The organism is Virgibacillus sp. M23, assembly GCF_034190895.1.
In the GTDB taxonomy this organism is placed as follows: Bacteria; Bacillota; Bacilli; order Bacillales; family Amphibacillaceae; genus Virgibacillus; species Virgibacillus salarius.
Window position 1 is genome coordinate 17762 of record NZ_JAWDHA010000030.1, and the last position, 21775, is coordinate 39536.

Consider the following 21775-nt stretch of genomic DNA (forward strand, 5'->3'; position numbering starts at 1 on the left):
AAGGGAGAAGCTATCATGTCATTGTTGCAAGTAGTTGGTCTTGGGAAATCGTACGATACAGAAACAAAGGTATTAGAGAATGTGAATTTTGATATAGAAGCTGGTGAGTTTGTATCCATCATTGGTCCTTCAGGAGCTGGAAAATCAACATTGCTTCGATGTATCAATCGGATGGTGACAATTAGTGAAGGAAATGTCCTATTCGATGGTGCTAATGTGGGAACTCTTGGAAAGAAACAGTTACGACGACTACGGACAAATATTGGGATGGTATTTCAACATTATAATTTAGTACCTCGTTTAACCGTAATTGAAAATGTCCTTCACGGGCGTTTTGGATATAAAACAACATTGCAGGGGGTCTTAGGTAGATTCACGGAACAAGAAAAAAAGCGTGCCTTTTATCTTCTGCAAAAGCTAGGCATTGAAGAGCATGCTTATAAGCGCTGTGACCAACTAAGTGGAGGGCAGCAGCAACGAGTGGGAATCGCCCGCGCGCTTATTCAAGATCCAAAGCTTGTACTATGTGATGAACCAATAGCTTCACTTGATCCGAATGCTTCCAAGGTTATTATGGACCATCTGAAATCAATTACTTCCGAGCTGGGTATTACCTGTATGGTGAATTTGCATCAAGTGGAAGTAGCTCAACAATATTCGGATCGCATTATTGGTCTAAATCAAGGGAAAGTTGTATTCGACGGTTCCAATCACCAATTAACAGATGATCGAATTAATCGTATTTATGGAACACAAACAAGAGAATTAATTACGGTGTGAGGAGAAATCGACTGTGAATCAAAAAGTGATGCAAAAACGAAAATGGCAATCTACTTTGTTTCTATTAATTATTATAGCTGTCACGTATCTTTCAGCTGTCATAACTAACTTTAATTTTGTGGATGGCTTAGCCGCTTTTCCTGCCGCTATCGGCTGGATCATCTCCAATTTGTTAATTACACAAGAGTCATTGGAACGACTGCCAACCATTCTAGAAAAGCTAAACGAGACTGTATTCATGTCTATTGCAGCAACCACAACAGCTGCAGTTATATCGATATTTTTAGGATTAATGGGATCTAAAACAACAAGCTTGAACGGAATATTAAGTGTAGTGGCTCGATTCATTGCAGCTGTTTCAAGAAATATCCCCGTTGTTGCATGGGCGCTGATTTTGCTTCTGTCATTTGGACAAAATTCGGTAACGGGTTATTTAGCTTTGTTTGTCGGGACGGTCGGTTTCTTAACTCGAGCTTTTATCGAATCCATTGATGAAGCTAGTCAAAGCTCTGTTGAAGCATTGACGGCTACTGGAGCGACGTATTTTCATATTGTCAATAAAGCGGTCATTCCACAATGCTTGCCTCAGATGATTAGCTGGATTCTATTCATGATCGAAACCAATATTAGAAGTGCAACACTGGTAGGTATTCTAACTGGTACGGGAATAGGCTATACCTTTGATATGTATTATAAGTCGATGAACTACAATGCGGTAGCGCTTGTGACATTTAGTATTGTCATCGCAGTGATCATCATTGAACTAATCTCAAATTATATACGGAAGGTGATTTTGTAATGGAAACTATAACAAAGCCAACGTATATGAAGCGAAAAAAAGATGGCAGTATTTCTCTTAAATCTGGTAGTAAGTCAGAGCGAGTAATGCGCTGGACAATAATTTTATTTATTCTATTGACGATTGTAGGCTTTCTATTCTTTGATTATACGGGTCTGCATCTAACTACTGCCATTACAGAGACGGCATATAATTTGAAAGTAATGTTTCTAGAGCCTGCCTTAAATCACTTTAGTTGGGGAGAAGCACTTTATCAAATAGGGATTACACTTGGGTTAGCAGTTCTTTCAACCGTGCTTGGAGCAGTTATTGCTCTCTTTCTTTCGTTGATGGCGGCTACAAATCTGTCCAAAGAGTGGATTTCTAAAATTGTTCGGATTATCGTTGCCTTTATTCGAGCAGTGCCCACCGTTCTCTGGGTCTTGATTTTTGCAATTGCAGCAGGATTAGGTAGTGAAGCTGCGGTCCTTGGTATGCTCTTTCATTCCATTGCTTATCTTGTAAAAGCTTTTTCAGAAGCATTTGAAGAAGTAGATAAAGGAATACTGGAAGCATTGCGAGCTACCGGGTCGAATTGGTGGCATGTAGTAATGCATGGTGTGCTTCCTTCCACATTTACATATTTATTATCATGGACGTTTTTACGTTTTGAAATTAACTTTTCAGTTGCTGTAGCGATGGGAGCTGCTGCTGGTGCAGGTGGTATTGGGTTTGAGTTATTTATGGCCTCCGGTTTTTATTTTGACTTGAGTGAGGTTGGATTTATTACGTATGCTATTCTTCTCATAGCCATTATTTTAGAAGTATTATCGACGCGGCTGAAAAAAAGATATTTTCCTGCTTCTGTACGTCACTAAATAATTTTAATGTAGCATCATCAAGCTTGGCGGTCTTCCAAAATGGGAATGACTGCCGAGCTTTTTTTGTTTTAGCCTAGGAAATGCCCAAGTGGATAAATATGGGCGTGTTGAACCGCGTCCATCACCAGCGCCCAGAAACGGTGCGACTTCACGAATCGCCCTAATCTAAGTCATTTCGGCTCGTAAGCTCACCGTGATTTCCTTATCTCCGTTGACTCGCTCTAAACGCTACGTTTCTATTCGGGCGTTTGCGCTTTTGTTCAATGATCCATCTGACTTTTCCGGGCATCTTTTTGTATCACCCGGATAAAAGCGTTGAACAAAAGCGTATTAGCTATAGATATAGAGTTTCTAAATCGATAAGTTAGAATAAAACATGCATTTGTCGGTGTGTATCTTACAAATAATCTGAATAAAAAGTTAAGCTATAAAATAATGGAACTGACGTAAAATTGATATTAATTGGTATTTAGAATTCAACTCCCTTTATCGGAATAAATAATCATATAATTACAGTTCCATATGCTTAATTTGAATTACCTTGTTCTCTTAACTTATGTCTTAAAGGCCTGTAAAGTAAAATTCCCACAGCAATAAACAATACTGCTGTCAGGTTTAGTAAAAGAACTGTACCAATAAAATTAAAAATGGTTGCTAAAGCCATTCCGGCTAAAGTAGCCAAGGCTATCATTGTATTATACGAGCCAAAAACACGACTTAGGTAATCTTCAGGAACATGCTCCTGAAGTAATGTTTCTAACCTTACACTAAATATGATATTAGGCACTCCTAGTAGAACATTTAGGATTAAAACGATTAACAGATACGGTAAATTGAACATGAAAAGAAACATAATTCCAGTAAGCAACAAACTGATCATAATAAGTGGAAATGGGTTTACCTTTTTATTTAATTTTAACAATAAATAGCCACCTATTAATCCACCGACTCCTTCAGCTGATTCTATCCAACCAAATTCAACTGAACTTTCACCCATTACATCTAATACATAGGGTACAAATAGGACATTGATCATACCTTGAGCAAGCCAAGTAATAGATGACATCCAGAAAATGACTAGAAATAATTGATTTTTTCGAACGATTTTAATACCCTTCCACCAGTCATTCCAAAACTTTAACCATTTTACCATTAGTGTCGATTTTTCTTTGGATTCTGCTTGTTTAACAACTGATAATGTGATTAATGATATAAGGATGCTTGAGATGATGTATGATAATATATCAATTGCAATTGATATATGAAGTCCACCGATACCTAGTAATGCACCACCTAAAGAAGGGCCAACAAGACGGATAATATTGTCACTTACAATTGTGATTGAATTAGCATCAACGATGTGCTCTCGTTCTACAATATCTACCATCAATGAACGGTGAGCTGGCATAAATACAGTGCCAATCATGTTTTGAATAAAAACAATCAAAAAAAAGACCCAGAGGTGATCGGCAGGAATGACAAATAAGCCACACAATATGATCCCACGAATTAAATCCGTAAAGACCAATGTCCATTTTTTATTTAATCTCTCAACAATAGTCCCTGCAATGGAACCAAAGAAAAGTCGTGGAATCATCTGAGTTATAAACATCGTACCAGTTGCGATAGTTGATCCTGTCAGATTATGTATGTATAGAGGCAAAACAATTAATAAAATCCAATCACCCAACGCCGAAGTTTGGCGGGCAGCCCAAATGAACAGGAAATTCTTTTGACGAAGTAAGTGTGTAACCACAATACATCACCTCGCTTTCATAAGATAAATTATTAATATTTTAGGGAAACTTTTACGTTTAAGAAGAATATTAGTGTTAAATACTAAAATGTGCTACGAAGTTTAACCAAGGTACTTTTGTGAAGAGCAAAATAATGTTAGTTAAGCTTAGTGCCCCAATCATATAAAAACCTCCTTATCTATATGATAGGAGGTAGTATATGAATCAGTGACCTATGCAATGTTTCCAAGCCTCGGCCTGTAACGCTTTCCCCTTTTTATCAAAACGCCAAAAAGTAGGAATTAATACCTTATGGGTTAAAGTCTGTCTAGGAGTTATATTAAATGACAATGTTCGTGACTCTTCTTCCAAACTTTCAACTAACATCTCATTAGGTGAAAGTTGAAATTCACGATGTACAATACAAAGACCAAAAATATCTTCCAGACCAAGTTCTATTAATGTACTAGAAAATTCATTGAGAAAATCATAACTATTCCTAAGTGTTAGTTCATTATTGATTGATTCCTCTGTTAATGTATTAACTTTAACAAATTCTAGGGGATGCCAAAGAAGATTCCCATTTTTATTTTTAGATAGCTTCCATGTAAAAGGAATAACTTCATCATTATTAAGATTGGATAATGGTTTTATTACGGAACTATTGTCTCTGACTTCCTTAACTAATTGTTCTCCATCTCTAACACGAAAATGTCTATGAGCCATTGTAATACCAACTACATCTGTAAGTCCATGGCGATGGACTACTTCTCCAAGTTTTAGTAAATACTCTTCTGCTCCTTTATCCCAAAAACGTTTTCTAGCGATGTCTAATTCATTTAAATTGTCGAATACTGTGCTGTCATAATTTGTTAACATAGTCTACTGAATTTTTAAATTAGTCAAACATCATGCAAATAATAGCAAAGTTACTTTAAATAGTCAATGTTTAATTATAATTTTGACAACAAAATATTATGTGATTTACTACATTATTTTAAATCTCAAAGTAATTTATTAATTTATACGAATTAAAAATATAGCTCCTTTACAGGCATAATATTAGACAAGAAAAGGTTTTAACTTACCGGCATCATAAAAAACAATTAAGCATAGGCTATAGTAATCAGACACTGGATGGAGGAATAACATGGATATTCTTAGCAAAATGAAGCAGCATCGCGAAGAAGAACAGCTTCTGAAGTGGGAAGGGACGTTCGCGGAATATCTGGAGATCATTAAAGAAAGGCCAGAGGTGGCTCAAACTGCTCATTCACGGATTTATAATATGATTAAGTGCTCTGGTTTAACTGAAAAAGACGGTAAGAAGATGTATGATTTTTTTGGTGAAGAGATTTTCGGGCTTGAAGAAGCGATTGAAAGATTGGTAGAAGAGTATTTTCATCCTGCAGCTAAACGTCTAGATGTACGTAAGCGTATTTTATTATTAATGGGGCCTGTAAGTGGTGGGAAATCGACTATCGTTACTATGTTAAAGCGTGGCTTAGAAAGCTATTCTCGAACCGATGAAGGAGCTGTCTATGCCATTAAAGATTGCCCTATGCATGAAGATCCACTACATTTAATACCACATCATTTAAGGGATGAATTTGCAGAGGAGTATGGGATACGTATTGAGGGCAGTTTATCTCCGCTAAATACGATGCGATTAGAGAAGGAATATGATGGAAAGATTGAAGACGTACGTGTGGAACGCATTTTTCTTTCTGAAGATAAACGGGTAGGGATTGGTACGTTTAGTCCGTCTGATCCGAAATCACAGGATATAGCTGATTTAACTGGTAGTATTGATTTTTCCACAATTGCCGAATATGGTTCCGAATCAGATCCTCGTGCCTATCGGTTCGACGGGGAATTAAATAAGGCCAATCGAGGAATGATGGAATTTCAAGAAATGTTGAAGTGTGATGAGAAGTTCTTATGGCATTTACTATCACTTACACAGGAGGGAAATTTTAAAGCGGGCAGGTTTGCGTTAATTAGTGCAGATGAATTAATTGTTGCGCATACGAATGAAGCAGAGTACCGCTCATTTATTTCAAATAAAAAGAACGAAGCATTGCATTCTCGAATTATTGTGATGCCAATACCGTATAATCTGCAAGTTACGCAGGAAGAAAGAATCTATAAAAAGATGATTAAGGAAAGTGATATGGCACATGTGCATATTGCTCCACATGCTTTAAAAGTAGCGGCTATCTTCTCTATTCTGACTCGCTTGGAGGATTCTAATAAACAAGGAGTTGATATCGTAAAAAAGATGCGGCTGTATGACGGCGAGAGTGTTGAAGGCTTTAATCAGATGGATGTAGAGGAATTGAAGAAGGAATCTCCAGTGGAGGGGATGAATGGCATTGATCCACGTTATGTGATTAATCGCATTTCTTCGGCAATCATTCGTAAAGAGGTACCAGCAATCAATGCTCTTGATGTTTTACGTTCCCTAAAGGACGGGTTAAGCCAGCATGCTTCTATATCTCAAGAAGATAAAGAAACATATATGAATTATATTTCCATTGCCAGGAAAGAGTATGACGAGATCGCCAAGAAAGAAGTTCAGAAGGCGTTTGTGTATTCCTATGAGGAATCAGCTAAGACATTAATGGATAATTATTTGGATAATGTAGAGGCATATTGTAATAAGAATAAGCTGCGTGATCCGCTCACTGGGGAAGAAATGAATCCGGATGAGAAGCTAATGCGGTCGATTGAAGAACAAATTGGTATATCAGAAAATGCAAAGAAAGCGTTTCGTGAGGAGATTCTTATTAGGATTTCTGCATTTGCTAGGAAAGGAAAACGCTTTGACTATAATTCACATGAACGTTTACGTGAAGCAATTCAGAAAAAGCTGTTTGCGGATTTGAAAGATGTTGTAAAAATAACAACCTCTTCAAAAACACCAGACGAGTCACAATTGAAAAAGATTAATGAGGTCATTGCCAGATTGGTCGATGAATATGGATATAATTCAGTTTCTGCAAATGAGCTGCTTCGCTATGTTGGCAGTTTATTGAATAGATAGTGTTGCTACAACCTAAATAGGTATAGACCTTACTAATTAAGAGACGAAAACCAAAGAATGAAGGAACAACCAAAAAACGAAAAGATAATTAATTTGAATTAATTATCTTTTCGTTTTTTAATAGAACAATTCATTTAGAACCTGAAATAAGCGAGACTCCGGCGGGAACAGCACGAGTCCGAAGATCCACGTGGTAACGTGTTTTTCTTTATCAAGTTAGCTGAGGCCGTGCCCGGGAAGTGAGTATATTTTCACGGTGCGGCGATGATACTCCTATTGATAACCTGATTATTCGTATTTTGAGTAAAGAAGTGTTTTGTCCCAACCTTGTTACGGTCTAAGAAATTAAAAAATTATCCCATGCGGATATCAATATGGGCGTGTTGAGATGCGTCCAGCTCCAGCGCAGAGAAACGGAGGCGACTTCACGAATCACCCTAATCTAAGTCATCATCGGCTCGCAAGCACACCGTGATTCCTTTATCTCCGTTGACTCGCTCCAGTCTGCTACGTTTCTAATCGGGCACTTGCTTTAGTTCTTCATTGGCTGGGACAGGTTGGAACATAACTCTAAAACGAACCATTCTAAAGACAAACAATAAACAGTTGTTTTTGATTAAAACTTATTAGCAACGGCTATTTTTTAAAATAGTTTAAATAATGCAATAATAAACTTGTACGTGCATAGGATAAAGAAAGCATCAAAAGGCAAGTAGATCAAATTATATAGGAGGGGAACGCATGCAGGAAGATAGTGGGAACTTCGTCGTTTCAAAGGAAAACTGGTCCCTCCACCGTAAAGGTTATCAGGATCAAACACGTCATATGGATAAAGTTAAAGATGCTATCAAGAATAATTTACCCGACTTGGTGAGTGAAGAAAATATTATTATGTCCAATGGAAAAGATGTTATAAAAATTCCAATTCGTTCTTTAGATGAATATAAGATTCGCTATAACTACAATAAATCAAAGCATGTAGGGCAGGGGAAAGGAGATAGCAAAGTAGGGGATATCATTGCTCGAGCTCCTCAGGGAGAAGAGGAGGGACAAGGAAAAGGTAAGAAGGCAGGCGATAAACCAGGGGAAGATTATTATGAAGCTGACGTATCCTTAGAGGAAATCGAAGAAGCACTCTTTCGGGAGCTTGAATTACCAAACCTAAAAGAAAAAGAACAGCAGGAGATAACCATCGAGAAGATTGAATTTAATGATGTTCGCAAAAAGGGGTTAATGGGTAATATTGATAAAAAGCGTACTATCCTGACAGCAATCAAACGTAACGCCAGAGAAGGTAGGCCAGGGATTACACCAATTTACAATGATGATTTACGCTTTAAAACATGGAATGATGTAACGAAGCCGGAATCAAAAGCTGTTGTCCTCGCCATGATGGATACGAGTGCTTCAATGGGTACATTTGAGAAATATGTAGCTAGAAGCTTCTTCTTTTGGATGATCAGGTTTTTACGTACTAAATATGCATCTGTTGAAATTGAATTTATTGCACATCATACAGAAGCCAAAATTGTATCGGAGGAGGATTTCTTTTCCAAAGGGGAAAGTGGTGGAACAATTTGTTCATCTGCCTATAATAAAGCGTTAGAACTGATAAATAATAAGTATCATCCATCTCGTTATAATATTTATCCATTTCATATTTCTGATGGAGAAAATATCACTTCCGATAATCCTTCCTGTATCGAGTTGGTGAACGAGATCATGACTCATTCGAGTATGTTTGGATATGGAGAAGTAAATGGGTATAGTCGCAAGTCAACCCTGATGCGAGCTTTTGAGGAAATTAATAATCCGAAGTTCAGATGTTATATCGTGAAAGAAAAAGCGGATATTTACCAAGCTTTAAAGACCTTCTTCCAAAAAGAAGAGGCATTAGTATAAAACATAAACCGGGCAAATATGATCCAGTATTGCCCGGTTTTCTTATAAGTTAAGAAAGTATAAAATCAGTGTAATGACTGCGTTAAGCCAAGTAGTATTTTGAAATGTTTGATGTATATTGGCAATGCTCCGACGAATTACTTCGCTTTCCGTGGGCACGGCCTCAACTAACTTTGCAAAGAAGAACACGTTGCAAAGTGGATTTTCGGCTCGCGCTAATCCCGCAGGAGTCTACGTAATTAGTCTCCGCTATGAGAAGGTGCGACAATTCTTGTCATAAGTAATAGGTTGACTTTTTTTACAATGGGTCACTAGCGTTGCATTAAATTATGAAACTAAAGTCAAGCAATAATTATTATTTCAAGAATAATGTTAATTTTTCTATTAAAAGCCATAAAAAAACCTTATAATTAGGGTATGGTAGTCCTGTCCAAATCCCTAACTATAAGGAGTTCACATGGACAATCATACCATAAAAACGGTATTCAAGGAATACATTCATCCATTAGATTCAAAAATCATACAAAAAATGATTGAACACACTCAACTTGATAAATATGTTAAAAAGCTTGATGTGCTTACGTTTATGAACACGTTTATTTATGCTCAGTTGAAGCAGCTGGATAACCTTCAGCGGATAAGCGATACGATTAAACAAACGGGCGAAATAACGGAACGAAGTTGTGCTAGAATTGGGCCAAATGATGGAATATTAATCTGGTTAAATAAACTTTATGAGAGTTGTATTGAGAAGAGGGGTTGTGTTGTTATGAAAAAGGCGTTATTTCTTATATTGGACGAGTATGCAGATTGGGAAGGTGCTTACTTGTCGTCGGCATTAAATCAAAGAGAAGATTGGTCTGTTGATACTATTTCTTTAGATGATAGTGTAAATTCAATAGGTGGTTTTAAAACTTCTGTTGATTATATCATTGGTTCAGAACCTAAGGATTTTGATTTATTAGTTATGATTGGTGGGAATTCATGGGGAAATGATAATAAAAAGCTCTTGCCATTAATCAAAACTACATTTCAAAACAATATTCCCATAGGGGCTATATGCGGTGCAGTGGACTTTTTGGCAAAGAATGGTTTCCTAAATGATCATAATCATACCGGAAATTCCGCTTATATCTGGAAAGATTATGAAAATTATAATCCTAAGGGTAATTTCCTAGAGGAACAGGCAGTAAAGGATAAAAAATTGGTCACTGCAAATGGAACGGCTGCTATTGAATTTACTCAATTAGTTTTGGAATTGATTGAATTTGACACACCAGAGAATGTCAAAAAAATGATGTATATGAATAAGCACGGGTTTTATAATTACTGCGAAAAATATGGAAACCCATTTTTGGCTTAATATACAGTAACCATTGTTTCAGAATCGGTCCAGTTTGTTGGAGAAGTGATTTTTTCATTTCCCAATTAAAATTATAAGGAAATATAAGCGGGGGAAATAGCATGATTGTAGTTAAAAGAGGATTGCTAGAGCATGTTGAAGGTATTTCTAAAGTTTGTTCCGAAGGTTGTCTGGACACATATGAGGGTATTAGAAGTCCAGAAAATATAAGAAGGAATAATGAGACATTTTATAATTATGACCGTATACTTCATGAGTTAGATGAAGTGGACGATTGGGACGGCTATTTTGTAGCACTCGACAATGGAGTTGTTGTTGGGGCTATTGGTGGTGGCATGATAGATGATGATAAAAGTGAAGTTTATGTTTTATACTTGGATCCTGAACGCCGTGGGGAAGGGATCGGTACTCAACTTTTAAACCATTTAACAGATATACAACAGACAAAAGGTTCTAAGGAACAGTGGGTATCCGTTCAAAAGGGAAATAATAAAGGTATTCCATTTTATGAAGCAAGAGGGTTTAATTTTATGTACGAAAAAGAGGCATTTAGTAATGCTGAAGAAGAAGATTATATTTCTTTAAGATACCGACGAGAAATATAAAAATTGTACTTTGGGAAATAGTCTCCCAACCTTCTCCAATAGACTTAAACAAACGGGTGCTTTTCCAAATAAGAATCTATGCTCTATTTTAGAATAGGGCCAGATTGTTATATAAACACAGGAGGGGAGATATGAAGCATATTCTCCAATATACAATGGGGCATTTAGGATATTTCATAATAGGGTATATGGCGTTAAGGGTTATGATTATTCAAGATGATAAAGTTGGGTTTACTATATTAGTTGTTGGATCTTTTTTACTTGTGGGCTATGTGCAATTTTTAGAAAAACGGCACGGAACACCAAAATATAGTGGTTACATAAAGCTAATTTTAGTTATAGTATTTTTAATTTCAAGTTTTATAATGCTTATTTAAGCAAACGGGAGAGATTCCAGAACAAGAACCAGCGCCCTTATTACGGATTAGGGCCAGATTATGGAATAAGCAACAATTCAAGAAAAAGTGTAGGTTAGTTTTTAGAAGGTTATTAATGTAAACATTAAAATTGAACGGGGATATTACACATGGATATATTAATTGAGAAGTTACATGCCACAGATGCGGAAGATTTGTATAAGTTTGAACTTGAAAACAAATATTTTTTCGAAAAAATGGTACCGACCCGAGGAAACGAATACTATAAGTTTGAGATTTTTAAAAGAAGACATGAAACATTACTTAAAGAGCAAGCTGAAGGAGTTTCATATTTCTATTTAATTAAAGATAAAAATGGTTCTATTTTAGGAAGAATTAATTTAGTTGATATTGATAGATCTCAAAAAATTGGTTATCTAGGCTATAGAGTAGGACAACTACATACTGGAAAAGGTGTTGCTAAGAAAGGATTGAAATTATTATTAGAAACATTAACAGATCGAGATATTGAACAGGTTAAGGCAAAAACAACAACCAATAACATAGCATCCCAAAAGGTTTTAGAGAAAAATGGATTTGAGCAAACAAAAACCAGTGATCAAGAATTTGAAATGAATGGTCAGAAGTTAAAATTTGTGTATTATAAATGGACCAAATAATCTTGAAAAAGAAACGGCTTGATTGTTGTATAAAACTTAAGAAATTAAGAAATTAGGCGCGTGTTGAGCCGCGCCCAGCTTCAGCACCCAGAAACGGGGGCGACTTCACGAATCGCACTATGATAAGTCATTGTCGGCTACACTAACACACCTTGATTCTTTTATCCCCGTTGAGTCGCTCCAGTCGCTATGTTTTTAATCGGCGGGCGTATGCGCTTTTATTTATCTGGAAGGCTATGGATGCTAATCTGCTATTTCGATGGTATAGATGGCACGATCTGTTACCAAGGCAAAACGTGAGCCGTCAAATTGGTATAGGGATGTATCCTCCAGTGGAATTTCGTACATAGAAGTTGGCAATTCTTCAAAATGATTGGAAGCATTTTCGACTTCACCCATTCCATTCAGTTGTAGAGCATGTAAGGGCTGGTAATCATCAATTCTACGTGTGTTTGTCTCATAAGAAACTTTAGATAGATCCATAATCGTTTCATCATAATCGTGAAGCTCCTGTTTTGCAATTTTTACACGTTTTCCACTCCACTTTTTCAAAAGCTTATTAAACTGTTCAATTGTTAAAAATTGATCTGCCATAGTGATTCCTCCTATGAACTAGCTTTTCCCGATTGAGGAGAATCATACAGTTGAAGTTCACAATAAGATTGATTAGTTCACAAATAGCAATATATTAAAAAATAAACCAAGGAATTCCGATGAGGAAGTCCCTTGGTTTATACCCGATTAGAATTGCACTACGGCCTGTCCTTATGCTGACTGTTGTATGGTTTCTTCCTTACTATTTCTGAATTTCCGTGTAATAACTCCTTGTTTTGGACTGAACAAGAAAGCTGCAAGGAATAGTACACCTGTTGCTACTGCCATTGATCCAGCAATGGATACATTTAATTGAACGGCAAACCAATAGCCCATTAGTGCAGATAGGATACCGATCACACCACTTAGGATGAGTAATACAAGAAATCGATCGGTTAGCAGATAGGCGGTGGCCCCTGGTACAATAAGCATGGCTACCACTAGTATTGCTCCCACACTATCAAAGGATGCTACCGTAGATAGGGATACCATTGTCATTAATAAATAATGAATTAAGACGACAGGTACACCAATTAATGTTGCAAACTGTGCATCAAATGTTGACATTTTTATTTCTTTATAAAACAGAATAATCAATAGTAAGTTAATAATCAGCACTGCCCCAAGCATCCAAACGGCAACGGGTCCATAGCTGACACCATTGATTGTCAGAGTATCCCACGGTACAAAAGCAATTTCTCCCATAAGTGCGTGCTGTACATCCAAATGTACTTGGTCTCCAATAAAGGATATTAGTACGACACCTAGGGCGAACAAGGATGTGAATACAATCCCAATTGCAGCATCTGATTGTACGCCTGAGGAGTGTAGCATTTCAACAAATAGAGCCGTTAAAATACCAACGATACCAGCTCCAATTAGCATGGGAACCCCATTTAACGATTGGGTTACGAAAAATGCTCCCACGATACCTAATAAAACAGTATGACTGATCGCATCTGCAATCATTGACATTTTACGTAATACAAGGATAGACCCAGTTACACCACAGGTTACACCTACAAGACATCCAGTTAATATAATCCACATTGTATACGTCATGCGTGCCTCACTCCTTTAAATAAAAGCCCTTTTCTTGATCCAAAAAGTAAGGAAATGAAAAAGATAAGTGATGCACTTAGAACAATCACCGGACCTGTGGGTAGATTATGAAGAGCAGTACTTAAGACAGCGCCGCTCACACCAGAAATGGCTCCAAAAATACCAGCTAGGATGGTCATTAACCCGAGACGATCCGTCCAATATCTTGCTGAGATCGGTGGTGTAATTAATAGTGCTGCAATTAAGACAACACCTACCATCTGAATACCAATTACAACGACGGCAACTACTAGAAATAGCAGAACCCCATTGAAAAATGTTACTGGTAAACCAATTCCACGTGCAAATTGCGGATCAAAGATACTAATTTTAAATTCTTTAAAGAACAAAGCAGTAAGAATGATTAAAACTAATGCACCAATGGCAATTAGTTGAACATCACTTCGTACTAACGAAGCAGCTTGCCCAAAGATGAATGAATCAAGCCCAGCTTGGTTACCACTTGAATTTTGCTGGATATACGTCAGTAAAACAATTCCAAGACCAAAGAAAACAGATATGATTATTCCGATAGCAGCATCGGTTTTAATGCGCGACCTATTTACAATCGTTTGAATCGATTGCGTTGCAATTAAGCTTGTAACCGCCGCACCTGCTAATAAAAAAGGTACAGATTTTACTTGAAACAGAATATATACAATACATACCCCTGGTAAAGCTGCATGGGCCATGGCATCACTGATAAGGCTTTGTTTTTTGAGTAAAACAAAACTGCCGATGACACCACTAGCAAACCCTAGAAGTAAGCTACCGATGAGCACCCATTGCAGGTTAGCGCTGGAGAAAAAGGATGTTACTGCTTCCATTTTACGTATACTCCTTTACTGTTGAAGGGGCTTTTTGTAAAAATGCAATTTTCCCGCCATATGCCTGTTCCAAATTGTCTAACGTAAATACCGACTGTGTTTCCCCATAAGCAATTGGTGATTTATTTAATAATAATACATGATCAAAATAATCATTAACTGTCTGTAAGTCATGGTGTACGACAAGTACTGTCTTACCTTCTGCTTTCCATTCTTTCATTAATTGAATAATAGCTTTTTCGGTTGAAGCATCTACTCCTGCAAATGGCTCATCCATAAAGTATACTTTGGCATCCTGTGCCATGGCTCGGGCAAGAAATACGCGCTGCTGTTGCCCCCCTGATAATTGGCTAATTTGGCGTGTAGCGTAATCTTGCATTCCCACTTTTTCAAGGCATGCTTTTGCCCATGCCACTTCTTTTTTGTTTGCTCGTTTAAATAATCCAATATGATTGTATCTCCCCATTAATACCACATCTAGAGCATTAGTTGGGAAGTCCCAATCAACTTCACTTCGTTGAGGGACATAACCAATGATTTTCTTTTGTGTGCGTATAGGCTTATTAAATATCTCGACACTACCTGATAAAGTAGGTAGTAATTGTAGAATAGATTTAATAAGTGTCGACTTACCAGCACCGTTTGGACCAATAATCCCTGTTATCGATCCCTCCGGTACAGCAAAAGACACGTTCTCAAGGGCAAGCTGTTTATCATAGGTTACCGATATATCTTTTACTGATAATGCGTACATACTAACTCCCACCTTATTTTAGAGATTCAACAATGGTTTCCACATTGTGTTTAAACATTCCGATATAAGTACCTTCTTCAGTACCTGCTTCTCCCATTGCGTCAGAATATAATTCACCGCCAATGGATACTTCTTGACCTTCTTCCTTCGCACCTTCTACCACAGCGTTAATCGAGCGTTCGGAAACACTGCTTTCTACAAATACACCTTTAATATTTCGTTCTACTAATACGTTAATAATACGCTGGATATCATTTACTCCATAATCTGACTCTGTGCTTAAGCCTTGTAATCCCATTACTTCAAAGCCATAGGCTTTTCCAAAGTAATTGAATGCATCGTGAGCGGTTACTAGTACACGGCTTTGCTCTGGAATTTCCTCGAATCGTTCCAGCGCATAATCATTTAATTCATCAAGCTCTTTTAGATAAGCCGCTGTATTTTGGGTGTACGTTTCCTTATTATCGGGGTCCAACTCAATTAATCCATCTCGGACAGCTTCTGCTGCATATTTCCAGAGATTAATATCAAACCAAACGTGTGGATCACTAATATCTGGGCTTTCCGGATCAGCTAATAATTTTTCTTTTGGTATATTTTCTGCAACGGGAATAGTAGGTTTTTCCTGTTTCATTTCTGCAAAAATCTCTCCCATTTGTCCTTCTAAATGAAGTCCGTTATAGAAAATGATATCTGCCTCTGTCATCTTCTGAATATCACCTTGAACTGCATTATATAAATGCGGATCGACTCCAGGTCCCATTAAACTATTTACCTCAACAAGATCTCCGCCGATATTCTCGGTTATATCTCCAATTTGGGCTATCGTTGTAACGACGTTTATGGGATTCTCTTCCGATCCATTAGCTTCATCAGATCCGGAAGAACAACCCACGATCCCAATGATAAGTAATACGGTTAAGCAAAATAATCCTATCTTCCTCAATGTAGTATTTCCCCTCTCTAATAATGTTTGTCTAAGGCAAAACAAGCCTAAAAAAAATCTACTTGTATCTTATGTTAGTAATTCTCTTGTTGTATTATGTCCAAAACATTTTATCAGGATTAAAATGTTTCCTATAGGCAAATTATATGGTACTGGTTTAAAAATAGCAATACTTTTGATCAAAAATTTTACGTTAACATATTTTAACTAGGTAATAAGTACTCATTTTGTATAAGAAAGCAAATTAAAAGTACAAGTAATTGTACATGCAAATCTTATTAACTGTAATCATTCTAGTATTTGTTCATAAACTGTATAAAGTACGTTTGGGGGGATCTATTTGACAGAGATGAAGGAGCTTCATCGTGCCATTGATGAAATTACAGAAATTGCATCAGGATTTGGATTAGATTTTTATCCAATGCGTTATGAAATTTGCCCAGCCGATATTATTTACACATTTGGTGCTTATGGTATGCCGACGCGTTTTAGTCATTGGAGCTTTGGTAAACAGTTTCATCGAATGAAGCTACAATACGACCTAGGTCTAAGCCAAATATATGAACTTGTTATCAATTCTGACCCATGCTATGCTTTTTTGCTTGATACGAATAGTCTTATTCAGAATAAATTAATTGTAGCGCATGTATTGGCGCATTGTGATTTTTTCAAAAATAATGTCCGTTTCTCGAATACAAGAAGAGACATGGTAGAAAGTATGACGGCTACCGCTGAACGAATTGCACATTATGAGATGGTTTATGGAAAAAGGGAAGTGGAGAAGTTTTTAGATGCGATTCTTGCAATTCAAGAACATATTGACCCATCCATCGTAAGGCCAAAATTACCTGCTTATTATATGGAGGACGAAGAGGAAGAAGATACATCTGCTCCTAAAACACCTTATGATGATTTATGGAGCTTAGATGAGAAATCAGATGATAACAAGAAGAGGGAAATAAACAAGCGGAAGAAGTTTCCTCCTCAGCCAGAGAAGGATCTATTATTGTTTATTGAAGAATACAGTAGAGACCTAGAGGATTGGCAACGGGATATCTTAACAATGATGCGTGAGGAGATGCTATATTTTTGGCCACAGCTAGAAACAAAAATTATGAACGAGGGCTGGGCATCTTATTGGCATCAGCGTATTTTACGTGAGATGGATTTAACAAGTGATGAGACCGTTGAATTTGCTACATTAAATGCCGGTGTTGTGCAGCCTTCGAAGCATCAAATAAATCCTTATTATTTAGGGATAAAAATTTTTGAAGACATTGAGGAGCGGTATAATCATCCGACGAAGGAAATGAAGCAATTAGGCATAAAAGAAAATTCAGGAAGAGAAAAGATTTTTGAAGTAAGAGAGCTGGAATCGGATATCTCCTTCATCCGTAATTATTTAACGAAAGACTTGGTAGCGAGAGAAGATATGTATTTATTTGAGAAAAAGGGGAGAAACTATCAAATTACCAATAAAGATTATGAAGCAGTACGTGATCAGCTTATTTCCATGCGAGTAAATGGAGGATTTCCATATATAACCGTAGAAAATGGAGATTACTTGCGGAATGGGGAGCTCTATTTGATTCACAATTATGAAGGGATAGAATTAGATCTAAAATATTTAGAGCATGTGCTTCCTTATATTCATCAGCTTTGGGGCAAAACAGTATATTTAGAAACCTATGTGGAGGATAAGAAAGTTATTTATTCCCATGATGGGAGGAAAACGTATCATCGGCAGCTTTAGTTATGAATATATCTATTGAAATAAGTTGGGACATAACGAAAACAATCCGTTTTTTAAAAGTTAAGAAAGTATAAAATCAGTGCAATGACTGCGTTAAGCCAAGTAGTTATTTTGAAATGTTAGATGTATATTGGCAATGCTCCGACTAATTACTTCGCTTTCCGCGGGCACGGCCTCAACTAACTTTGCAAAGAAGGAGTTGCAAAGTGGATTTTCGGCTCGCGCTAATCCCACAGGAGTCTACGTAATTAGTCTCCGCTATGAGAAGGTGCAACAATTCTTGTCATAAGTAATAGGTTGACTTTTTTTACAATGGGTAAAGTGAAAATCGCTATCCGTGAGTATAAAAGCAGTTGTGTTACTTCATGCTAGCGTTGTAGAGCCTGATAATAGCGAAGGCCGGCTACTTCAACTCCTGTGGGAAATGTTTGACCTGAAGATCCACTTTTTTGAGCGGGTTTTGCTAAAAAAGTTAGCTGAAGGACAAACCCCACGGAAAGGGAAGTGGGCAGCTGGAGTGGTGGTTAAGCAGTAGCTATTATTCCATAATAGCTACTAGAGGAAGCATAAATCTGAGCATGTAGTGATAAGGACTAACCATTTTGCTCAGTTTTTTTGTTAATGATCATGCGTAGTCTAATATCGTGAAGTTTCTAGTCGTGCCTGTTACCCTATAAAAGAAGGTAAAGTTAAATACTAACGGAAATGGTGATATCATGTTGTATAATCTAGAAGATAAAGTTGTTCTTGTAACAGGTGCATCTAGAGGGCAAGGCGAGGCACAAGTACGCTACTTCTTATCGTTAGGTGCTCGTGTAATCATTGCTGCACGGGAGCTGAATGATGCGGAAAAACTGTCACAAGAATTTGATAAGAATAAAACACTTCCTGTTAAGCTTAATGTAACAAATGAAGTACAATGGGAAAGGTCAATTCATGCTGCCATAGAAGCATTTGGTAGGATAGATGTTCTCGTGAACAATGCAGGATTATACTACAATGCTGCGTTGACGGAGACAGAACTTCATCAATATCGTGAAATTATTAATGTTAACCAGATTGGTGTATTCCTTGGCATGCAATCGGTTATACCGATAATGTCTCAGCAAAAGAAGGGCTCCATCATTAACAATGTCTCTATTTCAGCATTTGCACCTTTAGATGGAACGGCTGCATATGCTTCTACGAAAGCAGCCGTTGTGGCAATGTCAAAAGCGACGGCTGTAGAGGTAGGGAAAGATGGGATAAGAATAAATATCGTACACCCTGGCGGAATAAATACGGGAATGGCTCAAACAAGTGGAACAATACCTATTTATTCTCAAACTCCTCTAGGAAGAATCGGTGAACCAAAAGAAGTTGAACATGTTATTGGGTTCCTTGCTTCAGATCAAAGTTCTTATGCACCGGTGCCGAAATTGTTGTTGATGGCGGATTAACACTAGGTACAAGAATAGAATGATCGAACATCTGTCGCTTCTTTAAACTCAAACATGTATGGAATATTCCTTAAATGCCTTATTAAGAGAAATAGTATATGACGTTTTTTGTAATCGCAGCCTTTACACTATCAATTTACTAAATTCTGAAAAATAGGATAGACAAATGATACAGAAGTGATAGAATTTATAGTAATAGATACAAAGGAGTGCGCTCTAAAATGAAGCAATGGATGAGAAAAATAGCTGTTGTTCTTATCACAATTATGACATTAGGGATGTACGTTCCAACTTCATTAACGGCAGATCCTGAGGAGCATAAAGAACGTTATGATTCAGGGTCAGGTCTAGACGAAGCTACACCTGTCTCGGTATTAGAAACGCCAGAAGATGTCGTCCCTATTCAAGCATATACCATAGATCAATTAACGGAAAAGGCGAAAGAACAGGCATTAATAAAGATGGGTCCAAGAATTTCACATCGAATTGAGGACGAGTTTACAGCCGTTATTTTACCGAACATAGAAAAAGTGATGGAGACAATTTTATTTGATGATAAAGCGCCTGTGACTTACTATGACATATCGGAGGATCCCGCTGATGGCTATGGAGAAAGAATATTTAATATTTATGACTTGAAGGCGCAGGAAAAAGTGGCTAAATTCCATGTGAGAAGGGATCATCGTCCATTAGAAGGTCATTGGTTTAATTTCCATTACCATCTCCAAGCTGATAATTTTGAAAAACACTATGACATTGGTGAAATATATTGGGATAAAAACACACCCCCTAAATGGATGACGTAATAAAAAAGAGGCTGAGACAATAGAATGAAGAAACAATAAAAAACGAAAAGATAATTAATTTGAATTAATTATCTTTTCGTTTTTTGGTTAGAATCATTCATTTAGCACCTGAAATAAGCGAGACTCCGGCGGGAACAGCACGAGTCCGAAGATCCACTTGGTAACGTATTTTTTCTTAACCAAGTTAGCTGAGGCCGTGTCCGCGGAAAGAGCGTATATCTTCACGGTGCGGCGATGATACTCCTATTGATAACATGATTATTCGTATGTTGAGTAAAGAAGTTGTGTTTTGTCCCAGCACGTTTTTAATCACCATACAGAAAAGTTGTTTATCCCGCATATAACTGGCAGTAAGCTCCCCACTTCAAGGAATAAAGTGAAACCAATAAGGATAAGTGTGGGTTCGACTGCCAGTAAATGTCCGATTGGTTCACCTAACCATCCGTGGGGATAAGCAACCCCCCCACGGATGGAAGTTTCACTTTATCCCGCATATAACTGGCAGTAAGCTCCCTACATCAAGGAATAAAGTGAAACCAATAAGGATAAGTGTAGAATCAACTGCCAGTAAATGTCCGATTGGTTCATGGGCCTTTAGGTCATACCCTTGTGGTACTACCAATCCATGGGGATAAACCACCCCACGGATGGAAGTTTCAATTTATAGTTTAGATAACTCAATTATCTTGCTTCTTACTGGTCTAATTCAGTTAATACGTCTCCTATTTGTCGATTGTGTATGAGCATATCTGCGTAAGCATCTAATGCAGTAGGTTCTTGATTAATGATGACTAATCTCGCACCACCTTCTTTGGCGATTAACGGAAATTGATTTGCCGGTGTTACACTTAATGATGAGCCAAGGACCATAAATAAATCAGCTTTTTCTGATTCAGAGAGTGCCGCTTGAAAAGCTTGGGCAGGCAATGTCTCTCCAAATAATACAATGGAAGGACGTAAGATGCCACCACATTTACAAAAGTAGTCTTTGTGTACATATTCTTCACTACTATATTCCTTCTGGCAGGATTGACAGTGGAGCCTTTGCAGCGTGCCATGAAGCTCAGCAACACGATTACTCCCAGCTTGCTGGTGAAACTCATCTACATTTTGCGTTATAATCGATTGTATGGTACCGGCCTTCTCCCAATCTGCAAGAATATAATGGCCTTTATGTGGTTTATAGGATTTCACTCCCAATACTCGCTCTCGATAAAATGTTGTAAATGCCTCAACGTTATTATTTAATGCATCAGTACTAGCGATTTTAGCAGGATTCTGCTTGTTCCACAACCCTTGATTAGCTGAACGAAAGTCTGGCAAACCACTTTCTGTCGACATCCCAGCTCCCGTGAAAACAACCGTATATTTCGCTTCGTAAAGCCATTGTTTTAGCAAGATATTCCCTCCAATCTCGCACTTCTATAG

The 21775-nt window shown here is 37.4% G+C and carries 21 protein-coding genes and 1 pseudogene; 14 read left to right on the plus strand and 8 right to left on the minus strand.

The annotated features are described in order from the left end of the window. Window positions 1-15 precede the first annotated feature (15 nt). Genes phnC through phnE (RVS70_RS12620) form a run of 3 tightly spaced genes read left to right on the plus strand, consistent with a single transcriptional unit; the run spans window position 16 to window position 2436 of the window. Window positions 16-780: a phosphonate ABC transporter ATP-binding protein gene (gene phnC, locus RVS70_RS12610; RefSeq protein ID WP_026681877.1), complete on the plus strand. Its 765-nt coding sequence runs from the start codon at window positions 16-18 to the stop codon at window positions 778-780. A 13-nt stretch (window positions 781-793) separates the two neighbouring features. Further along, window positions 794-1579, plus strand: a complete 786-nt coding sequence (phnE, locus tag RVS70_RS12615) for a phosphonate ABC transporter, permease protein PhnE (RefSeq protein WP_026681876.1) — start codon at window positions 794-796, stop codon at window positions 1577-1579. Next, complete coding sequence (gene phnE, locus RVS70_RS12620) at window positions 1579-2436, plus strand: phosphonate ABC transporter, permease protein PhnE (RefSeq protein WP_026681875.1); 858 nt, start codon at window positions 1579-1581, stop codon at window positions 2434-2436. Before phnE (RVS70_RS12615) ends, phnE (RVS70_RS12620) begins: the two co-directional genes overlap by 1 nt. 529 nt (window positions 2437-2965) lie before the next feature. On the opposite strand, the gene RVS70_RS12625 is transcribed toward phnE (RVS70_RS12620), so the two are convergent. Both RVS70_RS12625 and RVS70_RS12630 read right to left on the minus strand, forming a co-directional pair. After that, on the minus strand, window positions 2966-4195 hold the full coding sequence (locus tag RVS70_RS12625) for an MFS transporter (protein ID WP_026681874.1): 1230 nt from the start codon (window positions 4193-4195) through the stop codon (window positions 2966-2968). Window positions 4196-4400: 205 nt separating this feature from the next. Continuing rightward, window positions 4401-5054, minus strand: coding sequence for a hypothetical protein (locus tag RVS70_RS12630; RefSeq protein ID WP_321133544.1), 654 nt, complete (start codon window positions 5052-5054; stop codon window positions 4401-4403). 271 nt (window positions 5055-5325) lie between these two features. Here RVS70_RS12630 and RVS70_RS12635 point away from each other — a divergent pair, with 271 nt between their 5' ends. From RVS70_RS12635 to RVS70_RS12665, 7 genes and pseudogenes are all read left to right on the plus strand, one after another. Next, a complete protein-coding gene (locus tag RVS70_RS12635; protein ID WP_321133546.1) occupies window positions 5326-7221 on the plus strand; it encodes a PrkA family serine protein kinase in 1896 nt (631 codons plus the stop codon). Between the two features lie 741 nt (window positions 7222-7962). Beyond that, window positions 7963-9123 (plus strand): sporulation protein YhbH, encoded by a 1161-nt coding sequence (yhbH, locus tag RVS70_RS12640; protein WP_205389218.1) that lies wholly within the window; start codon window positions 7963-7965, stop codon window positions 9121-9123. A gap of 457 nt (window positions 9124-9580) precedes the next feature. Further along, window positions 9581-9769: pseudogene (locus RVS70_RS12645) on the plus strand (DUF4372 domain-containing protein); the annotation flags it as partial. A gap of 123 nt (window positions 9770-9892) precedes the next feature. Next, complete coding sequence (locus tag RVS70_RS12650) at window positions 9893-10486, plus strand: type 1 glutamine amidotransferase family protein (protein ID WP_026681870.1); 594 nt, start codon at window positions 9893-9895, stop codon at window positions 10484-10486. Between the two features lie 101 nt (window positions 10487-10587). Further along, complete coding sequence (locus RVS70_RS12655) at window positions 10588-11091, plus strand: GNAT family N-acetyltransferase (RefSeq protein WP_321133549.1); 504 nt, start codon at window positions 10588-10590, stop codon at window positions 11089-11091. A gap of 131 nt (window positions 11092-11222) precedes the next feature. Then, on the plus strand, window positions 11223-11468 hold the full coding sequence (locus RVS70_RS12660) for a hypothetical protein (RefSeq protein ID WP_026681868.1): 246 nt from the start codon (window positions 11223-11225) through the stop codon (window positions 11466-11468). A gap of 149 nt (window positions 11469-11617) precedes the next feature. Beyond that, on the plus strand, window positions 11618-12127 hold the full coding sequence (locus tag RVS70_RS12665) for a GNAT family N-acetyltransferase (RefSeq protein ID WP_205389215.1): 510 nt from the start codon (window positions 11618-11620) through the stop codon (window positions 12125-12127). Window positions 12128-12370: 243 nt separating this feature from the next. Here the strand turns inward: RVS70_RS12665 and RVS70_RS12670 are convergent, their stop codons facing one another. From RVS70_RS12670 to RVS70_RS12690, 5 genes are all read right to left on the minus strand, one after another. Beyond that, window positions 12371-12721 (minus strand): hypothetical protein, encoded by a 351-nt coding sequence (locus tag RVS70_RS12670; protein ID WP_026681867.1) that lies wholly within the window; start codon window positions 12719-12721, stop codon window positions 12371-12373. A 171-nt stretch (window positions 12722-12892) separates the two neighbouring features. Continuing rightward, window positions 12893-13783, minus strand: a complete 891-nt coding sequence (locus tag RVS70_RS12675; protein ID WP_026681866.1) for a metal ABC transporter permease — start codon at window positions 13781-13783, stop codon at window positions 12893-12895. Next, a complete protein-coding gene (locus RVS70_RS12680; RefSeq protein WP_321133553.1) occupies window positions 13780-14649 on the minus strand; it encodes a metal ABC transporter permease in 870 nt (289 codons plus the stop codon). Before RVS70_RS12680 ends, RVS70_RS12675 begins: the two co-directional genes overlap by 4 nt. A gap of 1 nt (window position 14650) precedes the next feature. Further along, a complete protein-coding gene (locus tag RVS70_RS12685) occupies window positions 14651-15403 on the minus strand; it encodes a metal ABC transporter ATP-binding protein (protein ID WP_026681864.1) in 753 nt (250 codons plus the stop codon). A 13-nt stretch (window positions 15404-15416) separates the two neighbouring features. Beyond that, the gene (locus RVS70_RS12690; protein ID WP_026681863.1) at window positions 15417-16349 is read right to left on the minus strand and encodes a metal ABC transporter solute-binding protein, Zn/Mn family; all 933 of its coding nucleotides are present in this window, start codon (window positions 16347-16349) and stop codon (window positions 15417-15419) included. Between the two features lie 349 nt (window positions 16350-16698). On the opposite strand from RVS70_RS12690, the gene RVS70_RS12695 reads away from it, so the two are divergent. From RVS70_RS12695 to RVS70_RS12710, 4 genes are all read left to right on the plus strand, one after another. Continuing rightward, on the plus strand, window positions 16699-18102 hold the full coding sequence (locus tag RVS70_RS12695) for a SpoVR family protein (protein ID WP_166529937.1): 1404 nt from the start codon (window positions 16699-16701) through the stop codon (window positions 18100-18102). A gap of 337 nt (window positions 18103-18439) precedes the next feature. Continuing rightward, window positions 18440-18637, plus strand: coding sequence for a hypothetical protein (locus tag RVS70_RS12700; protein WP_321133556.1), 198 nt, complete (start codon window positions 18440-18442; stop codon window positions 18635-18637). 184 nt (window positions 18638-18821) lie between these two features. Continuing rightward, the gene (locus RVS70_RS12705; protein ID WP_321133558.1) at window positions 18822-19541 is read left to right on the plus strand and encodes an SDR family NAD(P)-dependent oxidoreductase; all 720 of its coding nucleotides are present in this window, start codon (window positions 18822-18824) and stop codon (window positions 19539-19541) included. A gap of 221 nt (window positions 19542-19762) precedes the next feature. Further along, the gene (locus RVS70_RS12710; RefSeq protein ID WP_026679715.1) at window positions 19763-20347 is read left to right on the plus strand and encodes a YpjP family protein; all 585 of its coding nucleotides are present in this window, start codon (window positions 19763-19765) and stop codon (window positions 20345-20347) included. Between the two features lie 693 nt (window positions 20348-21040). Here RVS70_RS12710 and RVS70_RS12715 read toward each other — a convergent pair. Then, the gene (locus RVS70_RS12715; RefSeq protein WP_026679714.1) at window positions 21041-21745 is read right to left on the minus strand and encodes an NAD-dependent protein deacylase; all 705 of its coding nucleotides are present in this window, start codon (window positions 21743-21745) and stop codon (window positions 21041-21043) included. Window positions 21746-21775 lie beyond the last annotated feature (30 nt).